Raw genomic sequence first — 19422 nt, 5'->3', positions numbered from 1 at the left:
TTGCCCGACGGGGTCTTCGGCAGCGCCCCCTTCGTCACGATGGTGACCACGGCGGGCGCGATCCCGATATCGTCGTACACCGCGCGCGCCACCTCCTTGCGAATCCGTTCGGCCGCATCGGCGTCGGCGGCGGCATCGGATTCGGCGATGATCGCGATGCCCTCGCGGGCCATGGACGGCAGTCGCACCGCCACCGCCGCCACACCACCGGGACGCACGCCGGACACGGTGCCCGCCGCGCGCTCGACCACGGTCGGCGCGATATTGCGGCCCGCGACGATGATGACGTCCTTCTTCCGGCCGGTGACCACGACCTCACCGCTCGCGGTGACATAGCCGAGATCGCCGGTGGACAGCCAGCCTTCGGCGTCCACCGCCGACGCGTACCCGTCCGGTCCCAGGTAGCGGGTGGTGACGGCGTCGCCGCGCACCAGAATGCTGCCGATGCGGTCGGCGGGCAGCACGGTGCCGCGCTCGTCGACCACGCGCAGTTCGATACCCGGCACGGGTGCGCCCAGTTTGGCCAGGGACCGCGGCCGCTCGATGCCGTCCCGGCGCGCGACGCCGTCGCGCTCGGCCACTTCGCCGTCGATGACATCCACCGAGAACACCTCGTCAACCGGGGCGAACGACACCGCGAGGGTGGTCTCGGCCATACCGTAGGCGGGCATGACGGCCTCCGGTCGCAGGCCGAAACGCGCCGCCTGGGTGACGAATTCGTCGAGGGTGCTCTCGTCGATGACCTCCGCGCCATTCACGGCGACTCGCAGTGTCGACAGGTCGTAGGCGCCCTCGGGGGCGCGCTTGAGCCGCCGGGCGAGCAGCGAGTACGCGAAATTCGGTGCGGCGGTGTAGGTGCCGCCGAAGCGGGTGATGTACTCGGCCCACTTCAGTGGGCTCTTCAGGAAGGCCAGTGGGGTGGTGATCACCGTGGTCGCCTGCGCGATCATGGGCGTCAGCATCATGCCCACCATGCCCATATCGTGATAGAGCGGCAGCCAGCTCACCACCACGTCGCTCTCGGGCCGGAACCCGGCGGCGGCGATCATGGCGTGCTGGTTCTGTCGCACATTGCCGTGCGAGATGGCGACCGCCTTCGGCACACCGGTGGTGCCGGAGGTCAGCTGGAGAATCGCGATATCGTCCTCAGCGGTGGACACCGGCTCCACCTCGGTGGCGGCGGCCAGTTCTTCGACCGACACGACGGGCGCGCCCAGGTCCAGATCGCGCACCGCCGCCGTGAACGGCTCGCCGACCGCGATCACCGCCGCGCCGAGCATGGCCACCACGGCGCGGGTATCGGCCACCCAGGTTTCCAGATTGGTGCGCGGCGTCGGCTGATGCAGCATGGTGAAGGCCGCCCCGCGCAGCCAGGTGGCCTGCACCAGCGCCGCCACATCGGCGGGCTCACCGGCGAGGATGGCGACCGACCCGCCGTGTTCGACGCCCGCGCCCGCCAGCCCGCCCGCGATCCGGCGGGCGCGCGAGCGCACCTGATCCCAGCTGTGGAAGGCCAATTCCGTTGTGTCGCTTCCACTCCACAGGCCGGTGGTGGTGGATGCGGGCTGCTCGAACAGTAGATCGGTGACTGTGCTCATGACTCTTCCGGTCTCTTCCCGGCTCATGCCGACGGTGCTGCCTCGCGCAGCACGCGGTCGAAGTTCTCTACGAAGGTCGCGGCGTAACCCGCGGGCAGGGCGGCCGGGTCGGTGACGACGCCGAACGAGGTGCGATTGCCCAGAATCAGGGAGGTCACCGAGAACGAGTATCCGGCCAGCGGCGACAGCGGCGTCAGTTCCGCGATGCGGTGGCCCAGCACGGCGCGAATCCGGGAGAAGCCCGGATTGATGCCGATGTGGATATCCGGACTCATATGCGCCATGGCCGCGTGCGCGATGACCCGCTGCACCGGCCAGGGCAGCGCCGGGCCGCCGTCGGGTGCCGCCGAGGTCAGCTCGGGACGCCGCCGCTCGATGGTCGCCAATTCGCTGCGGCAGCGCTCGATCTGGCGACCCAGATCGGGTTCGTTGCCGAGCAGGTTCAGCGGCGTGACGATCACCGCGTTGCCGGTGTGCCGGAACTCCGGATCGTTGGTCACCGGCAGGGTCACCCGCAGCGTCTGCGCCGGGGCGCCGGGCGGGATGGTACTGAGGGTGCGGCCGATGGCGGCGAGCACGAACTCGTGCACCGTCGCATCGTGTTTCTTGGCGGCGCGGCGCAGTTCCCGGGTGGAGATGCCGGTCGTCGCGACCTCGCGGCGGCCGTTCTTGGTCAGCTTGGGCCAGCCGCGGCCCGTGCGCCCGGCGGCCCACTGGTCGTTGAAGGCGGCCTTGGACTCCTTCAGCACCTCCGGCTCGACGGGCGGGGTGCGGAAACGCGGGCTGGTGGCGAAACGCTCGAATTCCGACAGATCGTCGGCGGTGCCGTCGGCCAGCAGGGCGGCGAAGGCGGCCCCGGCGATGCCGTCGGACAGCGCGTGGTGCACCCGCAGCAGGATGCGCTGCGCACCGTCACCGCGCGGTGTCAGCAGCGTGATGTGCCACAGCGGCTCGGGACGGGGCAGCGGCGTCTCCATCAGCGTGGCCAGCTGCCGCCGCAGGTCGGCCTGATCGGTGAAGTCGCCGCCGGTGAGGTGTCGAGTGAGGTCCGGCCGGTCGGTCAGCACGACGCGCGGTGCGCGCCATCGGCCTTCGGCGATGCCGACGCGGAAGATGTCGAACAGGCCGATGCGCTCGGCCACCCGGTCCCGGATGGCGTCGAGGGTGAGCCGTTCTCCGCCTGCTTCGAGTTCGAGCAGCATCGCCCAGTGCATCGGGCGACCCTTGCCGTCCAGGTGCAGGTAGGTGTGGTCGGGTGGGGCCAGTTCGATGGGTGCGCTGGCGTCGGTCATGGCAGTTCCACCTGGTTCTCGAACATCGTCCGGTATCGCGCGGTATCGGGCTTCATGGCCGCGGCCACCAGCTCCCACAGGATTTCGTCGGTGCCGCCGCCGACACGGGCCAATTTCATATCCCGCCACCAGCGTCCGATCGGCAGCCCGGTCTCGAGGTAGCCGATACCGCCGAAGATGTGCAGGCACTGCGAGGCCACCTCCTCGCCGAGATTGGCGGCGGTGGCCTTGAGCGCGGCGGCGGTGCGCAGGTTGATCTTCCCTTCGGCCGCGACCCCGGCCAGGGCGTAGCGCAGCATGTCGACCCGCGATTGCAGATCGGCCAGCCGCAGCCGCAGCGCCTGGTGGTCGTAGAGCCGCTTGCCGAACTGGATGCGGTCCATCATGCGGGCCAGCGTGACGCCGAGCATGACCTCGCAGGCTCCGGCGATCTGTCCGGCCACCGAGAAGCGCTCGTGCCCGAGACCCCAGCTGATCATGGCGAGACCGGTGCCCGGACGCCCGATCAGCGCCTCCTCCGGAATCCAGGTGTCGATGGTGACCGCGGCGGTGTCCAGCGGTCCCGCACCGAGCTTCTCGTAGGGGGTGGCGATCTCGACCTGCGCGGTGGGCACGATGGCGAGCGCCACATTGCCGTGGTCGGCCGAGGAGCCGTCCCCGGCGCTGCGGCAGACGACCATGATCTGATCGGCGATGGGCGAGAGCGAGACGAACTTCTTGTGCCCCACCACCCGGTAGCCGTCGCCCTCGGGCTCGATCATGGTGCGGGCGATCTGCAGATCGGAGCCGCCGGATTCCTCCGATGCCGCGATGCACAGCACCGCCTGCGTCTCGATGGCCCGGTTGGCCAGCTCGCGCTGAAAGTCGTTGCGCCCGAACCGTCGCAGGATGGCGATGGCCGAATCGTGCAGGCTCACACCGACACCGATGCCCGCCGAGTTGAGCGCGCCCAGGCGCTGCGCCAGGGCGAAATGCTTGCCGAGGTCGGTGAGCTTGCGGTCTTCCCACTTGCGGGCGAAGACGCCCTCCTTGCCGAGATGCTCGAGCAGCACCCGGGGGAACTTCTTGTCCTGCTCGGCCGCTTCGGTCCAGGCGAGCACCTGGTCGTCGAAGACGCGGTCGAGCAGTTCCTCGTAGGTCTCCGGTGCGGTCGTCACGGTCACGAACCGACCTTGGAGCGGATGAGGTCTTCCAGATCGCCCACCGACGCGGCCTGCGACATCTCTCGCTCGGTCAGCTTCACGCCGAGCCGCTCCTCGATGGCGACCACGCCGATGGCGAAGGCCACCGAGTCGACGCCGAGATCCTCGATCAGCAGCGACGACCGGGTGACATCGGCCAGGGACAGATCGAGGTCTTCTTCGAGAATGCTGTTCAGCGCGTCACTGATGTGGTCGGACATGTCGAACTCCTTGAAACAGAAGAGAATTGGTGAACAGTGCCGAAACGGTGTCAGTCGAGGACTTCCTCGTCACCGACACCGAAGCTGGTGAACGCCGTATTGCGCTGCAAGCGGTAGACCTCGCGGCCGAGGACCGAGTTGAGGATCTTGGCATTGCGCATCGCGCCGATGTCCAGGTTCGGCGCGGACACGCCCACCGCGTGCGCCTCGGCATTGGCGACGAACACCCGTCCGGCCAGCGCGGTGTCGGCGGCCACCGCGTGGTTGCCCTCGATCACCAAGCGGCCCTTGGTGTCCCGGTGCAGCCGGTCCGCGATCGGGTCCAGAAACGTTTGCGCGCGGGGCTGGTAGCCGGTGGCCGCGACGACCAGATCGGCGGTGTGAGCCAGCAGTGCTCCGGTGTCACGGTGGCGTCCGCGAATGCGCAGCCGCCCGTCGTCGAGGGTGTCGATGCCCTCCACCGCGACACCGTTGCGCAGCCGCACCGGTTGCGGCTTCTCCTTGAGTTCGCGGCGGTAGAGCAGATCGTGCAGCCGGTCCAGGGTGTCGGTGGAGATGCCCTTGTGGAACTGCCAGTGTCCGGCGCGCACGCGGTCGCGGGTGTCCTCGGGCAGCCCGTGGAAGTACTCCATATACGCGGGCGTGGTCATCTCCAGCGACAGCTTGGTGAAGTCCAGCGGCGCGAACCACGGCGTGCGCGTCCACCACTGCACCGCCGGGCCGCCGTCGAGGTTGGCCTCGAGGAGGTCGACCACGATCTCCGCGCCGGACTGGCCGGAGCCGATCACCGTCACCGCGCCCGCGGCGTGCGCGTCGTCGCGGTGGTGCAGGTAGTCGGCGCTGTGGATGAGCTTCGGCGAGGTGGTGGCGAGCGCCGCCGGGATGGCGGGCTCGGTGCCCACGCCGACCACGATATGACCGGCGTGAATGGTGGAGGTGGTGTCACCGGAGATCACCGACACCTCGAAGCGGTCGTGCTCGTCGTCCCAGCGCACGGTCTCGACGGTGGTGGAGAACCGCAGCGACGACAGCCGCCGCACCGCCCACAGCAGGTACGCCTCGTACTCGCGACGGGTGGGGAAGAAGTCCTCGCGCACCAGGAACGGGTACAGGCGGTCGACATCGGCCAGGTAGGCCAGGAACGACATGGGGTGGGTCGGGTCGACCAGCGAGACCAGATCCGACAGGAAGCTGACCTGGAGTTTGGCCTCCTCGAACATCATGCCGGGGTGCCAGTGGAACTCCTCGACGGAGTCCACCACCAGGACCTCGACATCGTCGACCGTGGAGGCCATGGCCGCCAGGCCGATATTGAACGGACCCGCGCCGATGGCGAGGATGTCGACCGACTCGATTTCACTCATGGACCTTCACCATTTCGTCGTGTCCGCTGCGCAAGCCCTCGGACTCCACTTCCAATCCCACCCGCAGCAATTCGTCGAACAGGTCGTCGATGTCGCGCGCGCTGGTCTCCGGGTTCAGCAGGGTGAGCTTCACGCAGGTGCGGGGCTCGCCCTCGCCGCCGACGCGCACCTGGGTGCGGCCGATGAGTGCCGTGCCGGAGCTGATCAGGCGGCGGCGCAGTTCGCCGTTCACCTGGTCCAGGTCCAGATCCTCACAGCGGTAACGGAATACGACCGTGGTCAGGGTCACCGGCGCGACCAGTTCCAGCAGCGGTTCGGCGGTGATGCGGGCTTCGGCGTAGCGGGCCAGGTCGTGGCAGGCGTCGAGCATCCGGCCCAGGCCGCTGCGGCCGTAGGCGAGGAAGGTCGCCGCTACCTTGAGCACATCGGGACGCCGGGTGGTCTGCAACGTCTGGCCGAGCAGGCCGCCGTATCCGGCCTCCACGTCGTCGTCGGGGTTGAGGTACGCCACCGAGCGGTTCAGCGAGGCGAACCGGCGCTGATCGGCGAGCAGCAGCACACTCGCGGCGGCGGGCTGCCAGCCGACCTTGTGCAGGTCCAGGGTCACCGAATCGGCGCGCTCGATACCGCGCAGCAGCGGAGCCAGCTTGTCGGAGAACAGCGAACCGAAACCGTAGGCGGCGTCGACGTGCATCCACACCCCGTTGCGCGCGGCGATATCGGCGATCTCGGGCAGCGGATCGATGGAGCCGAAGTCGGTGGTGCCCGCGGTGGCCACGACGGCGACCGGCGTATGGCTCTCGCGCAGTTCGGCCAGCGTCGCCTCCAGGGCCTCCGGAATCATCCGGTGGTCGGCGTCGACCGGGATCGGGATGGTCGCCGCCTCACCCAAACCCAGTGCGGCACAGGCGCGGTGAATGGAGAAGTGCGCCACCTGGGAGCACAGCACCACCGGTCGGGGCAGTGCGCTCACGCCATTGTGGCGAATATCGATGCCCTGCCGGGCGGCTCCGTAGTCGCGGGCGATGAGCAGAGCCAGCAGATTCGAGTACGACCCGCCCGGACCGAAGACGCCGCCCGCGTTCTCGCCGAATCCGGCCAGCTTCGCCAGTGCGCTGATGGTCCACTGCTCGATGCCCAGGGTGGCCGGGCCGGAGTCGTAGGTGTCCAGGGAGGCATTGGTGGCGCTGGCCAGCGCGTCGGCCACCACGGCCACGGTCAGCGGCGGCGGCTGCAGATGCGCTGCGCACAGCTTGTGGGTGAGATCCAGTCCGTAGCGGGCGATCACGTCGGCCAGCTGCGCTAGTGCGGCGGCCTCGCCCACACCGTCGTCCGGAACCTGTTCCGCCCCCAGCGATGCCGCGACGGCGTCCAGCATCTCGGCCGGTTGTCCGGAGGGCAGCGGCGAGCGGTGGTGGCTCTGCTCGACCGCGGCGGCGAGTTGTGCCAGACCGCCGCCGACAGCGGTCCAGCCGTCGCCGGGTGAGGCGAACTTGGACGCTCTCCCCCAGGGGGACTCGAATTCAGGTGACACAGGTAGACCTCGTTACGTCTGGGCGGGGGGATGATTCGAAATGTCTGGTGCCGCGGTCGCATTCGGCGGCGGTTGGGCTCGGCGCCCGGCTATCCGGTCTCGGATTCGCGTACCGCGCCGACCAGTTCGGCCAGCGGGCGGTCCAAGGCTCCGGGGATGCGGGCGACCAGCGCCGTGGCCATGGCCGCCGCCCGATGTGCGCGGGCGGCGTCGACCGCCTCCGGTTGGTGATCCACCTCCAGGTGGACGCCGTCATCGGCACCCAGTTCGAACGCGAGTGTCAGCGGATAGTTGCCGACCCCGTGGAAGACCGACGCGCAGTCGACCCGCCGACCGTCGGGGATCGGGATGCCGCGCAGCGGGGCATTGCGTACCGAGGCCATGATCTCGGCCACCGGGAATCGCCCACCCGCCGCGCGCAGCGCGGTGAGCACGGTGCCGTAGTCGACGCCGGTGAATTCCATGGACCGGTAGACCACCGATACGGCGTCACGCAGCGCCGCGCGCACGGTGGCGTCCGGCGCGAAGGCGAAGCGCATCGGGACGATATTGCCGCTGTAGCCGACGGTGTCCGGGCTCTCGCCCTGCCGCCGGTTGTCGGCGGGGACCAGCAGGACGTGGTCCGCGGCATCGGTGAGGGCATACACGGTGACCGCGCAGATCGCGATGAGCAGCGCGTTCGACGTCGATCCGACCTCGCGGGCGACCCCCTCGAGCGCCGCGACGGCGGCCCGTTCGAGCGGCCGCTCGAACCGCGCGCCCGGACTCTCGTCCATGGGCGACAGCCAGCTCTCGGCCGCGCTGATCGCGGGCAGCTCTCCGGACAGCGGGAAGCGAATCCCCTCGGCGGCCCAGGTGTCCTGCGCGTGGCGCAGCGCGCGCTCCACCTCGTCGGTGGTCACCGGCGCGTTCGAGCGGTTCGGGCGGTCCGTCTCGGCGGGCCACGCACCGGTGGTCAGCGTGCCCAGCAGCAGCGGCCACGAGGTGTCGTCCACCGCCAGGTGATGCACGACCAACACCAGCGTCACGCGTTCGCCCGCACCGGCGTAGATCCGTGCGCGCAACGGTGGCTCTACGGTCAGGTCGAACGGGGTGCGCGTGAGAACCTCTGCCACGGCGGCGATTTCGTCTCGTCGTCGCTCCGATGCGCCGTGACCGGGGGCAGCGAGAGTCTGCACCTCCCGCTGAGCGGGCGCGGACTCCTCGTTCGCTTGATCGGTTCCCGCAGCGGCATCGCCCCGGCGGGTTTCGGTCGCGCCGTTGCCCTCGCGCCGGGTGCCGGCCCGCTCGGGGACGGTGCCCCACTCCCAGACCGCGCCCGGTTCGACCCAGCGCCCGTCGACCCGGGCCGGTACGCGGCGCGGGACGCCGTCTTCGGTGGCGACCACCGAGCCGAGCACTCCGCCATTGCGCACCATGGTCTCGAACGAGGCGATCACGCCGTCGAGGGTGTAGCCGCCCTCGAAGTCCAGGATCAGTCCGATGTTGTGCGACACCGAATTCGGATCGAGTTCGTAGATCTTCCACATGCGCCGCTCGGCGGTGCGCAGCGCGCCGTCCGGCAGCTCGGGGGCGGGCGTCGCTTCCGGGGCGGGGGAGCGGTTGGCGGCCACGCCCGCGGCGGCCAGGCGTCGGCGCAGCAGTTCCAATCGCGCGTCGGTCAGGGTCGTCATACTTCTCCCAGCGTCGGATCGGCGGAATGCGGGCGCGTCGCCCGGGTGGGCCGGAAACCGCCCGATCCCGGGTCACGGCTGAATTCGGCACGCTGGCTTGCGGTTTCGCGCAGCACGGCCCAGTCGCTGACAATGTCGACCAGCTCGCCGCGCGCCCACAGGGGCGCTTGGTCCTCGAAGTGCGGTGACCGCTTGTCCCCGCTCACCCCCAGCGGCACGATCCACCGGCCCGCGTCGCGGTCGGCGAGATCCCACACGTAGCGCGCGGCGGAACCGACGCTGCACGCGTGCGAGAAGCCGACGGCGCTGGCATTGGCGAAGACGCATTCGGCATCCCCGCCCAGCGGCAGCCGACTCGGCCGAATCCGTGCCGACAGTTCGGGATACCGCAGGCTCGCGCCGACCAGATCGAAACCGTGGATGGGCGCGAACACATGCACGCTGCCCCAGGTCGGAATCTCCTCGGCCGCCTCGAGCCGGGCCGCGACCGCTTCGACGGATTCCCGGACCAGCCGGTCCACCTCCACCCCGAGCGGCGTCGCCCGGTCCACCACGGCATCCAGCGCCGCCGCGATGCGGGTACCCACCACGAACCACGGATCGAAGGTGCGGCCGAAGGGATGGGGTGCGCCCAGCCCGGCCAGTGCGGCGTCACCGGTGAGGGCGCGCACCAGGTGGGCGCGCACCTCGGCGTAGACGTACGCGTCCGTGCTGTCGGCGTGCATGGTGCGGTCCCAGTCGAGCAGTCGGCGGCGCACCTGCTCGGCGCGCGGGCTCAGCCCGGTGAGCGTGCGCAGCAGCCGCTGGATCACATCCGAGGCGTCGACGGTGACATCTCGGTGGATGTGTTCGCAGTCCGCCGCCGACACGGCCGTGGTCGCCGCGAGCAGCGCGTCGATGCGGTCGGCGCGGAAAGGTGCCGCGCATTCGGTGGTGATCGGTTGCAGCGGAACCGATTTCGCAATGCGCTGATTGGCGATGACCGAGTAGTCGGCGACCCGGGCGTCGAAGGTCTCGTCCCACACGGACGCGCCGGTGTAACCGCGCCACCGGTAGCGCTCGTCCCAGCCCGGCACCGGCAGCCAGTAGTTCTCGTCCGCGCGTTCGGGCATGCTGCCCACCACGTGGTGGGTCAGGTTGCCGCCGGTGTCGGCGATGACGATCCGGTTGACCGGCTCCGACCATTGCCGCAGCGCCTGTTCGACCTCGGGCACCGACGTGGCGAACAGCAGATCCATGGCGGCGTCGAAAGTGGTCTCCGGATCGCTCAGCATGGGGGTGCGCAGGCTCAGCGCGAACGCCTCGTCCGGACCGCCGAAGATGACCGGCCCGTTGTCGGTGACGATGATCTCGACCCGCACCGGCTCGCCGCCGCGCACTCGGATCTGCTCGGTGTGCGTCTCGGCGAGCGTGGTGCCGTCGATGGATTCGGCGTACACGGCGGTGCCCGAGCGGGTCAGCTTCTCGACGTAGAGATCCTGATAGTCGCCCATGGCATTGGTGATGCCCCAGGCCACTGAGCCGGAGTGGCTGAAGTGCGGCACCCCGGGCACGCCCGCGAAGGAGAAGCCCACCACGTCGAATTCCGGTGCCGCCAGATGGAACTGCTGGTAGATGCCGGGCAGTTCCAGGAACCGGTGCGGATCGCCCGCGATGAGCGGTGCGCCGGTGGCGGTGCGGGCCGCGGCCACGCCCCAGGCATTGCTGCCCGAGATGGCGTCGCCGAACGAGGCTTCCGGAGCCGGACCGGCGGTGGCAGCGTCCGGAAGCCATCGCAGCAGTTCGGCGACGAAGGCGCCGTCCGGCGTCGCGGGTACGCGATCGGTGGTGTCATCGACACCCTCGCAGTCGAACAGCGCCAGCGCGTCCACACCCAGTGCGCGGCACGCGTGCAGTCGCCAGAGCTTGGTGAGGAACCGGCCGAACAGCACATTGTGGACGATGAACACCGAGATGGGTGTCCACGGCCGCCACGGCGCGGGGGTGTGGTCGAACTCGGTCAACTCGATGGCGTCGGCCGCGTCCAGGGTGCTGTTGACACCGGCGGCGAAGGCCGCGACCAGTTCCCGGGTGCGCGGAGAGGACGCCTCGAAAACGCGCCGGGCCGCCGCGTCGAGGCGGGCGCGCCGGGCGAATTCGTCCCAGCCCACGCTGTCGCTGCCGAAGACCTCAGCGGTGCGGCCCTCGGCGCGCAGTCGCAGGAATTCCAGCTGCCAGGCGCGATCGGTCCCGCAGGCGTGGCCCTGACCGAAGAGCGCGCCCGCGGCAGAGGTCGCGGTGATATGCGGAATGCCCCAGGCGTCCCGGATGATTTCCACATCCGGGTTGTTCGTGGGCTCGGTGGTCACGAAACCGCCACCTCCTTGTGTTCCCGAGTCGTGTGTTCCCGAGTCGCGGACGGCCGGAATGCGGCTATCGGATTCACGAGTTCGTGCCGATCGTCGACGAGGGTCGAATAGGAATCTCCGAGGTTGACCATCCGGCGGTTGTTGGTCAGCTGCAGCCGGTTCATATGGATCGCCTTGAAGGTCGGCGCGAACAGGTCCCAGGCGCGGAACCGGTCGGCCAGATCCGGGTGCAGTTCCTGGAATTGGGTCACGCTCTCGGCGACGACGGCCCAGAAGTCCCGATCCGGCAGCAGCCCGCTGGCATGGAATACGGCGGCGAGATGGCGCAGGAAATCGTCGAACACATCCGAGAGCACACCCATATTGCGGATGTCGTCGGTCGCCTCCGCCCGCGCCCGCTGGCAGGATTCGGGCAGGTCGTCCGGTTCGCCGAAGATGGACACCTCCTCACCGATGTCCTTGAGCACGGCCCGCACCGGAATGCCGTTGTCGAGCACCAGGATCAGATTCTCCCCGTGCGGCGAGAACTTGAGCTCGTACTTGTAGAGCAGGTAGACGATCGGGTGCAGGTAGGACCGCAGATAGCGGTGCAGCCAGTCCCGTACCGGAATGCCCGACTCGCGAACCACGGTCGCCACGAACGGATTCCCGTCGTGGTCGACGTGCAGCAGCGCGGCCATGGTGGCCAGCTGCTCACCGTCGCGCACCAGCGGAATCGGGCTCTCCCGCCACAGTGCCGACAGCAGTTTGCGGTACTCCGAGCCGGGCTGGGTGATGGCCGTGTAGTTCGGGCTGCGGTAGCCGATGGCCGCGACTTCGTAGAGCATCTCGAAATCCAGCGATTTCAGGTACTCGTCATCGGTGACCAGCGCGCGCACCCAGTCGTTGATCAGCGGGGTATTGCGCATGTAGTCCGCCGACATCCCGCGCGTGAATCCCATATTGACAATGGAGAGCGCGAGTTTGACGTAATGCCGGGTGGGATGCGTGGTGTTGAACAGCGTCCGGATGGACTGCTGCGGCTGATACAGATCCGGTCCCTCGCCCAGTTCCACGATGCGCCCTTCGGCGATATCGATGGCGTAGACGCGCGCGACCTTCTCGACCCACTGCCACGGGTGCACCGGCATGTAGTAGTAGGCGGCGGAGTCGAGTCCCCGCTCGGTGAGGACGCCGTCGAAGCGCGCGAGGGTCTCCGCGCCCAGCTCGTCGCGGACCAGAGCGGCGTAGTCGACCCCGGCCACCGCCGCGAACTCACAGTTCTCCCGGCGCACGGCCACCCAGGTCAGCGGGAACCGCTGCCCGGATTCCGGGGCGTAGCGCTCGACATCGGCGGCGCTGAATCCGAGCCGACCGGCATTGGCCACGATGCAGGGATGCCCCTCGGTCATGGTGCGCTCGATGGTCTGGAAGTCGGCGCGGGCCAGCTCCGCCACCGGAATACGCCGAGCGTCGGCACGATTCGTACTGATCAGCAGCGTATTGGTGAACTCCTCCAGATATTCCGGCAGTGCCTCGGCGGGAATGCCGAGCGAACCGCTGAGGTCGATGACGAGTTGGATCGCGTCGATGCGCAGTTCCTCACCCGCCCGCACGCGGCGCAGCGAGTTCTCGTCGATACTCCAGCTGTCCAGCGACAGGAGTTCGGCGCGGAAGAAATACTCGGTCCGCCCGTCGTCGGAGTGGACCACGAAGACGCCGGGGGACAATTCGACCGGATGCACGAAACGCTCGTGACAGAACTCGGCGAGGATTTTCTTCGCGATCCGGGTTTCGTACGTCTGCCAGTACGCGGATCGGCGGGCGGAGGCCACGGTGCTGTTCAAAACGCTACTTTCTCAGGGGTTCTCGAGCTGATCGGTCGCCAGGGAGCGCCCGCTGTCGGTCGCTCGCAGGAAATCGGCGCGCGTGCAATAGCTCAGTCGTGCGATCTTGTCGGCGACCGGGAAGTCGCCCACGACGCGGAACCCGACGGCGGCATTGAGGCGCTGCACATCCAGATTGCGGTGGTCCGGCTCGACCACGACCCGCTCGGCGCCACAGTCGAAGAACGCCGTGCGCATGATGTGCAGCATCACGTTCCCGGTGAATCCGGCCAATCGCCGCTCACTGCTGGAAACGAGCAGATGCATGCCGATATCGCCGGGCTCGTGCGCATACCCCGTGCCCGGCTTGGCGAGATCGCTGGTCACCGGGTTGTAGAGCTCGAAGAGGAACTGCGGCTCGCCCTCGAAATACCCCATCCGCATGCCGAATCGGGGGTCGGGATCCGCCTCGGCCTCCCGGATCAGCCGCTCCACATCGGCCAGGCTGCTGTTCACCATCCCCCAGTACGCGGACTTGGGATGGTTGAGCCACCGGTGCGCGGTCTCGGTATCGCGTTCGATCTCGATCCGCCGCGACGTCAGCTCATAGCTCGGTGCCGCTGAGCTGGGCATATCGGACCGAGAAGCCTCGGCTCGACCATCGACACCCGAACTCGCCTCGGGACGAGCAACCACCATGAGAACGCCTCTCGCAGATCCACTTTCGCTGGGTTAGCGTACCCTAATTAAGTTAGGGTAAGCTAACAACGGTGCGAGGTCGAGCGGCCTGCGCGGCGGTCTCCATAGCGGCACGCTGTCACCACTCGGAGTCGCCGTGTATGGAAAGGGTCCGCTCGACGTGCACCGCTTCGTTTTGCGAGAAGCATAGCCTCACCTAATTTAGGTTAGGCTAGTGTTAGCTATATCTCGATTCGGGGGCATCCCAGGGTCCCGCCGGGCATCACATGGCTGGCCGGGGCGGATGCGCGTCGTCGGGTTCGCCGGCGGTTAGCCTGCATCGGTGGAAGCACTCGATTCGCTGATCGTCGACATCAACAGCGGCCTCTGGACCTGGCTACTGATTCCGGTGGTGGTGGGCGCCGGCCTGTACTTCAGCTGGCGCGGCAGGCTCCTGCAGCTACGCCTATTGCCGGAGATGTTCCGGGCGATCACCGAGCGCGCGGAGCCGGGCCCGGACGGCACCCGCCCGGTGTCGGCCTTCGGGGCCTTCACCATCTCCGCGGCGGCCCGGGTCGGGACCGGAAATATCGCGGGCGTGGCCACGGCCATCACGCTCGGCGGCCCCGGCGCGGTGTTCTGGATGTGGACGATGGCGATCGTCGGTTCGGCATCGGCCTTCGTCGAATCGACGCTGGCGCAATTGTACAAGGTGCGGGACCGGGAGCCCGGCACCTTTCGCGGCGGTCCCGCCTACTACATGGAGCGGGGGCTGCGGCGGCGCTGGATGGGTGCGCTGTTCGCGGTGGTCATCACCCTCACCTTCGGTTTCGTCTTCAATGCCGTGCAGTCGAATGCCATTGTCGCCACCGGTCGACGGTCGCTCGCGGCCGACGGTTCCGCGTTCTCCGTACTGGTCGGGTTCGTACTTGCCCTGCTGCTCGGATTGATCATTTTCGGCGGCGTGCGCCGTATCGCCCGCGTCACCGAGGTGCTGGTGCCGGTCATGGCGATCGGATACATCCTGCTGGGAATCGTCGTCGTGGTGCTCAATATCGGTGATGTGCCTCGGGTCCTCGCCGATATCGTCGGCGGTGCCTTCGGTATTCGCGAGGTCGCGGGTGGCGCGGTGGGCGCGGCCATTCAGCACGGCGTCCGACGCGGCATGTTCTCCAATGAGGCGGGGCTGGGGTCGGCGCCGAACGCCGGCGCGTCCGCCCAGGTGAGCCATCCGGTGAAGCAGGGACTGGTGCAATCTCTGGGTGTCTTCTTCGATACCCTGCTGATCTGCTCGGTCACCGCCTTCATCATTCTCACCACCAACCCGGATCTGTCCGAGCGGCGCGGTGCGGACCTCACCCAGAGCGCGCTCGAGCAATCGCTGGGCTCCTGGGCAGGACACGCGCTGACCCTCATCGTCGCACTGCTCGCGTTCAGCTCACTGATCGGCAACTACTACTACGGCGAAGCGAACATCGAATTCCTGACCACCAGTCGGTCGGTCCTCCAGGGATACCGAATCCTGGTGCTGCTGGCCGTCTTCGGCGGCGCGCTGGGCTCGGTGAGCCTGGTGTGGAACCTCGCCGACGTCTTCATGGGTGTCATGGCCGCGGTCAACCTGGCCGCTATCATCCCGCTGGGGGCCGTAGCCTTCCGACTGCTGGACGACTACCAGCGGCAGCGCCACGCCGGACGTGACCCGGTATACGTACATGGCCCGGCGGCGGCCGCCGATGGCGTCGAGTGCTGGGCGGAGGAACCGGTACGGCGATGAACCGAGTTCGCTGAAATGATGGGTGGTCACGGGCGCGTCCGAGTGACTACCCGTCGAGAACCGCTGTGCTGCGGCGGAGGTCGTCGCCATCCCCCTTCTACTGTATAGCCGATCGGCGTCGCTCATGACGAATCGAGATCTGGTCCATAATCGCTCGCTACATGCCGAAACCCCAGGTGAGGAGCAAGCCGAATGGCCTATGTGCTGGACTTCGCGGACATCGACCGGAGCCGGATCGCGGGTGTGGGCGGGAAGGGTGCGAACCTCGGGGAGTTGGCGAGGATCGACGGTGTTCGGGTGCCGGACGGCTTCTGTGTCACCACGGAGGCGTTCCGTCGGGTGCTGGCCGAGCTGCCCGCCCTCGAGGTTCAGCTCGACGAACTGACGGCCCTGGCTCCGGACGATCGCACCCGCATCGCTGCGCTCAGTGCCGAAATACGTCGTGCGATCGAAGAATTCGTCATTCCGGGCGATATCGCGACGGCGGTCGCCGCCGCGTACGCCCGGCTGGGCGCGGATACCGCCTGTGCCGTGCGGTCCAGCGCGACCGCCGAGGACCTGCCGATCGCGTCGTTCGCCGGTCAGCAGGACAGCTATCTGAATGTCACCGGCGTGCGGGCGATTCTCGAACACATCGGCCGGTGCTGGGCCTCCCTGTTCACCGAACGGGCGGTCACCTACCGGCAGCGCAACGGCTTCGGCCACCGGGCGATCGATATGGCGGTGGTCGTTCAGCGGATGGTGTTCCCGCGGGCCGCGGGCGTCATGGTCACCGCCGACCCGGTCACCTCGGACCGGAAGGTCGTCTCCATCGACGCCGGGTTCGGCCTCGGCGAGGCGCTGGTGTCCGGCTTGGTGAACGCCGACGTCTACCGGGTTCGCGACGACGCGATCACCGATCGGAGCGTCGCCACCAAGAAGCTGACTGTCGAAGCGAACCCGGCGGGCGGCACGCAGATCCGGGAGATCGAGCCGGAGCGACAGCACCGGCAGGTGCTGACCGACGCGCAGATCCTGCGGCTGGCACGGCTGGGCCGCGTCATCGAGGCGCATTTCGGCTGCCCCCAGGACATCGAATGGTGTTTGGACGACCCGGATTTCCGCATCGTCCAGAGTCGTCCGATCACCACCCTGTTCCCGGTCCCCGAGGCCGCCGACGACGACAACCACGTCTACCTGTCGGTCGGTCACCAGCAGATGATGACCGATGCGATGACGCCGCTGGGATTGTCGGTGTGGCAGTTGACGAGCCCCGCGCCCATGCGGCACGCGGGTGGTCGCCTGTTCGTCGACGTCACCCGCGCCCTGTCGTCGCCGACCGCGCGGCAGGCGCTGGTGGACGGTTTCAGCCAATCCGATCCGCTCTCCGGCGACGCGCTGCGCACCATCGTCGACCGCGAATTCATTCCCACGGTCCCGGACGCGACCCCCGCCGCCCCGGCGGCCGAGGCCGCCACGCCGATCGACGCCGACCCGGAACTGGTCGCCGAACTGATCGCCGCCAGCGAGCAGTCCCTCGCGGCGCTGAAGAATGACATCGAGGCCGAAACCGGCACCGCCCTACTGGATTTCATCGCCGCCGATATCCAAGGCGAACTCCGGCGGATCCTGTTCAACCCCCGCAGCCGACAGGCGATCATGGCCGGCATGGATGCGGCGGGCTGGCTCAACGACCGGTTGCGGACCTGGCTGGGGGAGACGAACGCCGCCGACGTACTCACACAGTCGGTGCCTGGCAATGTCACCGCCGAAATGGGCCTGGCTCTACTGGATGTCGCCGACGCCATCCGGCCGCACCCGGACGTGGTGGACTACCTGCGGCAGGTCGCCGATACCGGTGTCGACGGCCAGCGTTTCCTGGACGAGTTGTCGCAGCGTCCGGGCGGCGACGCGGCCCGCGCCGCGCTCGACGCCTTCCTCGACCGTTACGGCATGCGCTGCGTCGGCGAAATCGACATCACCCGCCCGCGCTGGAGCGAACACCCCGCCGCCCTCGTCCCGACCCTCCTCGCCGATATCGCCAACTTCGCGCCGGGCGCGGCCGAGCAGCGTTTCGCGGACGGCCTGCGCGCCGCCGAACAGCACACTCGCGACCTCCTGGAGCGGCTGCGCGCACTGCCGGGCGGAGAGTCGAAAGCCGTTGAGACCCAAGCGATGATCGACCGCCTCCGCACCTTCACGGGCTACCGCGAGTACCCGAAGTACGCGATGGTCAGCCGCTACTTCGTCTACAAGCAGGCCCTCCTGCGCGAGGCCGCACACCTCGTCCGAACCGGAGTGCTCACCGCCCCCGAGGACATCTTCTACCTGCGCTTCGACGAACTCCGCGAAGTGGTGCGCACCCAACGCGCCGACCACACCCTCCTCCGCGACCGCGAACAAGCCTTCCGCACCCACCAAACCCTCACCCCACCCCGGGTGCTCACCTCGGACGGCGAAATGATCACCGGCGCCTACCGCCGCGCCGACCTCCCCCCGACCGCCCTGCCCGGCACGCCCGTATCCGCCGGCACCGTCGAAGGCCGCGCCCGAGTCATCTCCGACATAGCCGAAGCCGACCTCGCCCCCGGTGACATCCTGATCACCGCCTACACCGACCCCAGCTGGACCCCACTGTTCGTAACCATCTCCGGCCTCGTCACCGAGGTAGGCGGCCTGATGACCCACGGCGCCGTCATAGCCCGCGAATACGGCCTCCCCGCCGTCGTCGGCGTGGAAAACGCTACCGAGCGCATCCGAGACGGGCAGCGCATCCGCGTGCACGGGTCGGAGGGGTACGTCGAGATCCTGCCGGATCAGTAGGTTGGCGGGTGCACCGTCCCCACCGCCCGCTGCTCGGCCCGTCGGTGTCACGCATGATGCGGTGGTGCCTCGAAGGTGCCGTTCGCACTCCCGGAATGAGTCCCACGCATCGGCGCCGTACCCGCGGAGGGTTGCCGTGACGGTGGCAGCAGTGTGGGATGGATTACATAGATCAATTCTTACTTAGATTGAATCTAAGTAGGATGTGTTGATTCTTCTTGCTGGAGGTGTCTTCTAGAGCGACGCGGGGGCGTAACCCTGTCGCGGAGCGGGAGGACTTCGTCGCGACGTTGGCTCATTCGCCGCTACGGACGCTGGCCATCGCGCTGCCGGACGATGCCGCGAGCATCATGGTGATCGACGAGGTGCCATGGCTGGTGGGGCAGGACTCCGAGTTCGAAGGGGCGCTGCAGACGGTGTGGGATCGGCATCTGTCGGCCAAACCGGTGCTGCTGGTGCTGGTGGGCAGTGACGTTTCGGTTATGGAGGCCTTGCAGTCACACGGTCGCCCGTTCTTCGGGCGAGCGACGAAAATGACGGTGGCACCGCTGCAGTTGGCCGATGTGCAGGCCATGACCGAGCTGTCGGCGGCCGAGGCGATGGATGCGCTGTTGATTACGGGTGAGTTCCCGGAAATCGTCCAGTCGTGGCGTCCGGGCATGAGCCGCAGCGGGCACGCTGACACCGTTGCTGAGTACATTGCAGGCCAAGCGCATCGTGGCTGCGGATCTACCGTTGTCGACCAAGCCGGACAGCAAGAACAAGCGTTACCGCATCGCCGATTCTTACCTGCGGTTCTGGTTGGCCTTCCTGGAACGCGGAATTCCGCTCATCGAACGCGGCCGGGGGACCGAGGCGGTGGGTGGCTGGTGGAACCGGCAGAACAATCCGGAGATCGACCTGATCGGTGCCGACCGCGAACCCGTCGCGGGCGCAGTGCATTTCGTCGGCTCGATCAAATGGCTCGAGGACCGGCCGTTCGACCGCCACGACTACGACGCCCTCGTCCGCAGTGTGCTCGCGATTCCAGGGACCCAGTTCGATACGCCGCTGGTGGCGGTCTCGCGGTCCGGAGTCGACGGTGACCTGCCGGTCGCTACCTGCTGGGGGCCTGAGGATCTGTTGCGCGCTTGGCAGTGAACGGCGTACACC

General features: G+C 68.3%; 13 protein-coding genes. 3 read left to right on the top strand and 10 right to left on the bottom strand.

All coding sequences use genetic code 11. The features are described from left to right. From QK444_RS03070 to QK444_RS03025, 10 genes are all read right to left on the bottom strand, one after another. The coding region (locus QK444_RS03070; protein ID WP_282776818.1) for a long-chain-fatty-acid--CoA ligase at window positions 1-1598 on the bottom strand (1598 nt) is incomplete at its 3' end. Between the two features lie 23 nt (window positions 1599-1621). Beyond that, on the bottom strand, window positions 1622-2890 hold the full coding sequence (locus tag QK444_RS03065; RefSeq protein WP_282776815.1) for a wax ester/triacylglycerol synthase domain-containing protein: 1269 nt from the start codon (window positions 2888-2890) through the stop codon (window positions 1622-1624). Further along, window positions 2887-4053 carry an acyl-CoA dehydrogenase family protein gene (locus QK444_RS03060; protein WP_282776813.1) on the bottom strand — a complete coding sequence of 389 codons (1167 nt, stop codon included), beginning with the start codon at window positions 4051-4053 and terminating at the stop codon, window positions 2887-2889. The genes QK444_RS03065 and QK444_RS03060 overlap by 4 nt, the downstream gene beginning before the upstream one ends. Continuing rightward, complete coding sequence (locus QK444_RS03055) at window positions 4050-4292, bottom strand: acyl carrier protein (protein ID WP_039810932.1); 243 nt, start codon at window positions 4290-4292, stop codon at window positions 4050-4052. The genes QK444_RS03060 and QK444_RS03055 overlap by 4 nt, the downstream gene beginning before the upstream one ends. 50 nt (window positions 4293-4342) lie before the next feature. Then, window positions 4343-5656 carry a SidA/IucD/PvdA family monooxygenase gene (locus tag QK444_RS03050; RefSeq protein ID WP_282776811.1) on the bottom strand — a complete coding sequence of 438 codons (1314 nt, stop codon included), beginning with the start codon at window positions 5654-5656 and terminating at the stop codon, window positions 4343-4345. Continuing rightward, window positions 5649-7190 carry an aminotransferase class V-fold PLP-dependent enzyme gene (locus tag QK444_RS03045; RefSeq protein ID WP_282776809.1) on the bottom strand — a complete coding sequence of 514 codons (1542 nt, stop codon included), beginning with the start codon at window positions 7188-7190 and terminating at the stop codon, window positions 5649-5651. The genes QK444_RS03050 and QK444_RS03045 overlap by 8 nt, the downstream gene beginning before the upstream one ends. Window positions 7191-7279: 89 nt before the next feature. Further along, window positions 7280-8863, bottom strand: coding sequence for a condensation domain-containing protein (locus QK444_RS03040; RefSeq protein ID WP_282776807.1), 1584 nt, complete (start codon window positions 8861-8863; stop codon window positions 7280-7282). Next, window positions 8860-11211 carry a penicillin acylase family protein gene (locus QK444_RS03035; protein WP_282776805.1) on the bottom strand — a complete coding sequence of 784 codons (2352 nt, stop codon included), beginning with the start codon at window positions 11209-11211 and terminating at the stop codon, window positions 8860-8862. The genes QK444_RS03040 and QK444_RS03035 overlap by 4 nt, the downstream gene beginning before the upstream one ends. Continuing rightward, window positions 11208-13037: an IucA/IucC family siderophore biosynthesis protein gene (locus QK444_RS03030; RefSeq protein ID WP_282776803.1), complete on the bottom strand. Its 1830-nt coding sequence runs from the start codon at window positions 13035-13037 to the stop codon at window positions 11208-11210. The genes QK444_RS03035 and QK444_RS03030 overlap by 4 nt, the downstream gene beginning before the upstream one ends. A 12-nt stretch (window positions 13038-13049) precedes the next feature. After that, entirely contained in the window at window positions 13050-13649 is a 600-nt protein-coding gene (locus QK444_RS03025) for a GNAT family N-acetyltransferase (protein ID WP_282776801.1), read from the bottom strand. 388 nt (window positions 13650-14037) lie between these two features. Here QK444_RS03025 and QK444_RS03020 point away from each other — a divergent pair, with 388 nt between their 5' ends. The 3 genes from QK444_RS03020 to QK444_RS03010 all read left to right on the top strand — a co-directional run bounded on the left by QK444_RS03020 (window position 14038) and on the right by QK444_RS03010 (window position 19410). Beyond that, complete coding sequence (locus QK444_RS03020) at window positions 14038-15468, top strand: alanine/glycine:cation symporter family protein (RefSeq protein ID WP_282776799.1); 1431 nt, start codon at window positions 14038-14040, stop codon at window positions 15466-15468. A 192-nt stretch (window positions 15469-15660) separates the two neighbouring features. Next, window positions 15661-18270: a rifamycin-inactivating phosphotransferase gene (gene rph, locus QK444_RS03015; RefSeq protein ID WP_282776797.1), complete on the top strand. Its 2610-nt coding sequence runs from the start codon at window positions 15661-15663 to the stop codon at window positions 18268-18270. A 687-nt stretch (window positions 18271-18957) separates the two neighbouring features. After that, window positions 18958-19410, top strand: coding sequence for a hypothetical protein (locus tag QK444_RS03010; RefSeq protein ID WP_282776795.1), 453 nt, complete (start codon window positions 18958-18960; stop codon window positions 19408-19410). Window positions 19411-19422: the final 12 nt, after the last annotated feature.

This window comes from Nocardia sp. CC201C, from assembly GCF_030010695.1.
GTDB lineage: Bacteria > Actinomycetota > Actinomycetes > Mycobacteriales > Mycobacteriaceae > Nocardia > Nocardia otitidiscaviarum.
Note: the sequence above shows the minus strand (reverse complement) of the source record. Positions and strands in the feature narration are given on the sequence as shown.